Source organism: Xenorhabdus bakwenae (genome assembly GCF_030272115.1).
GTDB lineage: Bacteria > Pseudomonadota > Gammaproteobacteria > Enterobacterales > Enterobacteriaceae > Xenorhabdus > Xenorhabdus bakwenae.
The window spans coordinates 1-5,127 of the sequence record NZ_CP119198.1 but is presented as its reverse complement, the minus strand read 5'-3'; the positions used below and the strand labels follow the sequence as shown (position 1 = coordinate 5,127).

Below are 5,127 nucleotides of genomic sequence, written 5' to 3'. Positions count from 1 at the left end.
TCAGGAACATCATGGCAGAAACTGAAAGACAGCGAGCCACCGCTGCGCAGGAAGTTGAACAGAGCCGTATCAAAGCCCAGGATGCTGAACGGCGACGCCGGAATGCAACGGCTACAGCAGAAAGACTGCGCCGGAAACAGGATCAGGCATTCATCAAAAGCTGACCTTATCGGTGGTGCTACAAAATAATCGTCAATGTGATACGCTTCCTCAATGAAAAAGCCCACTTTTGTGGGCTTTATATGGACATTACTTATGATGCAAATCACGCATCATAGCTTCACGTAAGATAGCGTTAAGTCTCGTCTGATATCCCTTTCCTGCTTTTTTCAGCCAGGCCAACACATCAGCATCAATCCTAACCGAAGCTTGCGTTTTTACCGGACGATAAAACTTCCCTTGTTCGGATTTTTTCCAGAAATCATCATCCAACGGAGCAATATCACTGTAATCAATATCACTATCAGACAATGCATTAAGCTCATATTTCCGATCTTCAGTCAGAGGTGACAGTTCACTTCGTTTATACCTAACTATGCTCATAACATTTCCTCTCATTCCGCTCGGCTTTACGTGCACTGATAATACGGATAATTTCGGTTCCATCTTCAAATCTTATTGTATGAGCAACCAAAACAACCACATATCCTTTTACTGTTCCAATCGTCTGCCAGCGGTATTCACCATTCTCAAAACGATCCTGAACTGATAAATGAAAAGGATCATCAAAAACAAGAGCGGCTTCTTCAAAACGAATCCCATGCTTACGAAAATTGGTTTCCGCTTTAACGGAGTCCCATTCAAACTCAAGCTCCATTTCCACACCACAAAATACATTTATGTATATACATATTAGTATAGACATAGTCAAATAACAAACTATGAATTTAACATAACATACATTGCCAGCACCGCCTGTACGCCCCTCAGCGCGGTTTTTGCCTCAACCCAGTAAAACGCATTATCTTTCTCCCAAAAACCACGCAAAATTGTCTACACGCGTTTTTAACGCCATGCATAACTATGCACACCACTGCGTTTTTATGGGTTTTACGTCAAAAAGATCACGTAAACCGAATTTTAGTCAATTTCCCCACAATGATGATTTCGATCTGAATGGTGAGTAATCGCCGTGAAGATTATGAAATCAGCATGCTGGCACTGTATTTGCTCTGACGCCATTGATATGGGAACACGTCAATCCATATGGGCGGTTTGACCTTCCATAATCGAAATGGCGGCTGGTGACACGACGGTTGGGTCTACTCCGAATGAGGTTGTAAGTCGGAATGTTTTGATCACTGCAAAAAATATCATAGCTAAAAACGCCTCAGAGCGATTTTAAGCGATTTTATGACTTAAGCCATCCCTTTTCATGGATGTTTATAAAAAACGGCTGAGAATGTCTTATGGGCGGTATTATGCCCATGAGTGCATGAGGGATGCTCTTTAGATCAATTAAGACTTTTAGCGGATCAAACAACATACCGGAAGGGGGACTGAACTGAATGGATAACCTTCCCCCTCCCTGCTAAGCCGTGAGCGAAGCGAACCAATAGGCACGAAATAAAAAGGTTCTCGATAGCATGGAGTCGGAGACAGCAGGATCTAACTGTGGAACGCCCGTGAGGGCGGCTGAGAGGAGCCGCTTTGCGGCGACATCTTTTTTGTGATTGATCTGACAATATTTTCTGATTTATCCACAGGGAGAGCCCTTTTTTAACTTGTTTTTTTGTTTTTATTCTTGTTTTCGGTCGGTTTTTATCTTTATTAATCAATTAATTACATCATGATAAGTGGTGCTTTTGACGGTAATAGGTGGTGCTTTTGACGGTAATAGGTGGTGCTTTTGACGGTAATAGGTGGTGCTTTTGACGGTAATATTCACAACCAAATGTGGTTGACAAATAAAAGACACCACCTATATTCATGGTGGTGTCTAAAAAATGTTTTCCACTAATAATGGTACAAGACAAGATATGACCGAGATTATTGCCTACAAGTCAAATGCCCTCATTGAAGCTAGTTATAAATTGACTCTTCAAGAACAAAGAGTTTTATTGATGTGCATCGGTAAGTTGAACCCTCAAGCAGTCACGCCTGAAAAAAAATTTCAATTAACTGCCAGTGAGTTTTACTTAGCATTTCCTGATATGGGCAGAGAGAATGCAGAACGCAGATTACAGGAGGCTGCTGATAAATTAGCTGAACGTTGGATTTATATTCATTGGAAGGAAAAAGAAGAAAAAATAAGATGGATTCAAGGCCAAGCTAAATATTTTAATGGTCAAGGGAAAGTAGAATTAGTTTTTTCTGATCTAATTATGCCTTATTTGACACAATTAAAAGGCCAATTTACTACCATTGCAGTAAAAAATGTTTCAGCTCTAAAGAGAACCTATAGCATACGAATTTATGAATTATTAATGCAATTCAAAAAAACTGGAGATAGAATCATTAATCTAAAAGATTTTAGATCCATGTTAGGAATAGAAGATAAATATTTACAATTTAAGGATTTAAATAAACTTCTTTTAAAGCCATCTATAAAAGAACTAAATCAAAAAAGCAATCTGCTTGTATCCGTTGATACTGTTAAAGATGGGCGTAATGTTGTCGCTTTACATTTTATATTTAAAGAGGACAATCAAATTAAATTAGCATTTAACAAAAATTATTAGGGAATAATATAAAATCAAACCGTTTATTTAGATTTATATTTCTTTTTTAGAGAAAGTCTGTGTGATATGTTATTAGTTTAGATTATCTATAAATAATTAGGATGGTAATTTTATGTCATACATGATTTATCTAACATTAAACGGCAAGAAGCAAGGATTGATATCCGCAGGTTGCTCCACTCTAGACTCTATAGGGAACCGATACCAAAAAGGGCACGAAGATCAAATACAGGTGCTCAGTTTAGATCATTCAATATCTCGTCAACAGAATGTAAGCCATCATCCCATACAATTTATCAAACCCATAGATAAATCATCTCCATTATTAGCCATGGCAATAGATTCCAACGAATCACTAGATGGTAAATTTATTTTTTTCAGAACTGGTCAGATAGGACATTTAGAGCATTTTTATGAAGTCAAAATCACTGAAGCCACAATTTCTGAAATTTCTTGTACCTATCCGCACTCTATAAATGATTTTGATGCCATGCCATATGAAAGAATTATACTTAACTATAAATCAATCTCATGGAATCACGTAACAGCAGGTACATCTGCCTATAGTATATGGGAAGACAGAGTGTACTAAGTAAAAACTAAGCATATATTAAATATATGCTTAGTGACATAAATTTATATTTCTAACATATTCATTTGGTGCAATTAAAGATTTTTTACTACACGTTACATAACCAAAATACTTCAATTTATTATCAACATATAAAGATACAGGAATACTAAAAATAAACGCCAAGAAAAATAACCACACTAAAAAATTAACCATATGGCCTTTATATGGTCGAGGTTTATCTAAGAAACAAGCAATCATAAGAGAATACAACATATGAATACTTATTGGAAAACCAAAGGAAATAAAAAACACCCTCCAAGAAAAATACACTCTATCATTTAAATTAATTAATGAAATAAAATCACGCCATGAAAAAAAACTACCGCAAACATTGATAACATAATCAGCATCAATATTAATATGTAAAAAATTCTACTCCATAAAGAAAAAATCACCGGTTTCTTGTTTTTATTTTCAATTTTACTTGGCATAAAGTTCTCTCATTTGATAATCATAAAATAAAAAATATTTCCATATTTAATTCCAAGGCCAAATAGCTGGTGTACTTACTCCCATAGCTTGGCGATTAATCTCATAATGATCACCTGGTATTTTTTTATCTACTTCTTTAATCGTTTCAATAACGCTATTTGTTATCCCTAATTCATTATCAAGATAATATAAAAGTGCCGCTATACCAACACCAATAAAAAACAATCCAACAGAAAGCCCTATTATACTCACTCCCGCTGCTAAAAAATACCCTGCCGCTATTTTACCAACAGCGGCAGTAGCTAACACAGTAACCAATGTCTTGGCCGCATCAACTGTTATATTACCCAGAAAATCGGCAAGCGCATATTCATCTTTTGTCATAAATTCGATAGTTCTATAAGCAAGAGAGAAAACTATACTAACCTTAACGCCAGTAACTATACCATTTACTAGACTTTTTGAACCAATTCCTATTTTTAATATCTTTTGATTATCAAGACGATAGTTAGTTCCTGTTATAAATTTCCTAACGCTTTGTTTACCTGTTATCTTAATATGTTTAGCTCCTCCTCTCCCTTTATATTCTTTAGCTTGAATACCAAAACTTTTAAACTCATCTATTATTTTAATCACTCCTATAGACTCAAACATATTTCCTGCAAACGACGATGCCGGATCTGTACATGAAAATATTTTATCTTTCCATGCCTTATATTCACCATTTTTACACAATGCTGCTTTTAAAAATCCTATAGCTTCTTCTAACGTTATTAGAGCATAATGTTCTTCATTACTTGTATCATTTAATTTTCTTTCAAGCTCAGCATATTGTCTTTTCCTATACTCTTTCATATGGCTAAGAGGTTTTAATCTTCCATTATCAAATACTAACTGCCCATCCATAAACTCATCTGAAATTCTTCTGCTCATTTAACACCCCATAAAACTACATAACCTGATAATTTATTGATATTTTGTCTCATATCTTATCGGACTCAGCTATTTTTTCTTTAGATTTTCTGAATTATTGGGAAGTGGATCAAGTTTCCCTGTCGGGATATAACATTGTGTTTTAAGCTCTTCGACCAGCTGATAAGTTTGGCTATGGCATTGAAGTTTCTGTCCTCATATTTAGGGGTTATAAGCGGGAAACTTCCAGTTATTAACACATTATAGGCATTAGCGAAGGGATGTCGGGGCTTTGCCTCGACCCAGCGTTTTGTAACACTGACTGCGTGCAGGCGGTGCTACAAAACACATTTAGCCCGGATTTGATCTCAAACTTTCTGAAATTTATTCCCAATTCCGTAGTCATCCTGACTAACCAGCGTATCCCAATCTGGGGCATTTCTGGGTTTTCGTTTTGTCATGCGTCCC

Annotated in this window: 6 protein-coding genes; 2 read left to right on the top strand and 4 right to left on the bottom strand. The window is 36.1% G+C overall.

The annotated features are described in order from the left end of the window. Positions 1–249 precede the first annotated feature (249 nt). Positions 250–543, bottom strand: coding sequence for a BrnA antitoxin family protein (locus tag PXH59_RS20005; RefSeq protein ID WP_285808128.1), 294 nt, complete (start codon positions 541–543; stop codon positions 250–252). After that, a complete protein-coding gene (locus tag PXH59_RS20000) occupies positions 530–817 on the bottom strand; it encodes a BrnT family toxin (protein ID WP_047770632.1) in 288 nt (95 codons plus the stop codon). The genes PXH59_RS20005 and PXH59_RS20000 overlap by 14 nt, the downstream gene beginning before the upstream one ends. Before the next feature lie 1,162 nt (positions 818–1,979). Between PXH59_RS20000 and PXH59_RS19995 the strand changes: the two genes are divergently transcribed. Continuing rightward, entirely contained in the window at positions 1,980–2,681 is a 702-nt protein-coding gene (locus PXH59_RS19995; protein ID WP_047770639.1) for a replication initiation protein, read from the top strand. 112 nt (positions 2,682–2,793) lie between these two features. Next, positions 2,794–3,273 carry an Hcp family type VI secretion system effector gene (locus tag PXH59_RS19990; protein WP_047770631.1) on the top strand — a complete coding sequence of 160 codons (480 nt, stop codon included), beginning with the start codon at positions 2,794–2,796 and terminating at the stop codon, positions 3,271–3,273. A gap of 30 nt (positions 3,274–3,303) precedes the next feature. Here PXH59_RS19990 and PXH59_RS20160 read toward each other — a convergent pair whose 3' ends face one another. Further along, positions 3,304–3,585, bottom strand: coding sequence for a DUF1240 domain-containing protein (locus tag PXH59_RS20160; RefSeq protein ID WP_352232147.1), 282 nt, complete (start codon positions 3,583–3,585; stop codon positions 3,304–3,306). Positions 3,586–3,792: 207 nt separating this feature from the next. Continuing rightward, a complete protein-coding gene (locus PXH59_RS19985; protein WP_053014283.1) occupies positions 3,793–4,680 on the bottom strand; it encodes a hypothetical protein in 888 nt (295 codons plus the stop codon). Positions 4,681–5,127: the final 447 nt, after the last annotated feature.

Coding starts and splice junctions, on each gene's coding strand:
- PXH59_RS19995 (WP_047770639.1), top strand. CDS start 1,980: ATGACCGAGATTATTGCCTACAAGTCAAATGCCCTCATTGAAGCTAGT.
- PXH59_RS19985 (WP_053014283.1), bottom strand. CDS start 4,680: ATGAGCAGAAGAATTTCAGATGAGTTTATGGATGGGCAGTTAGTATTT.
- PXH59_RS20005 (WP_285808128.1), bottom strand. CDS start 543: ATGAGCATAGTTAGGTATAAACGAAGTGAACTGTCACCTCTGACTGAA.
- PXH59_RS19990 (WP_047770631.1), top strand. CDS start 2,794: ATGTCATACATGATTTATCTAACATTAAACGGCAAGAAGCAAGGATTG.
- PXH59_RS20000 (WP_047770632.1), bottom strand. CDS start 817: ATGGAGCTTGAGTTTGAATGGGACTCCGTTAAAGCGGAAACCAATTTT.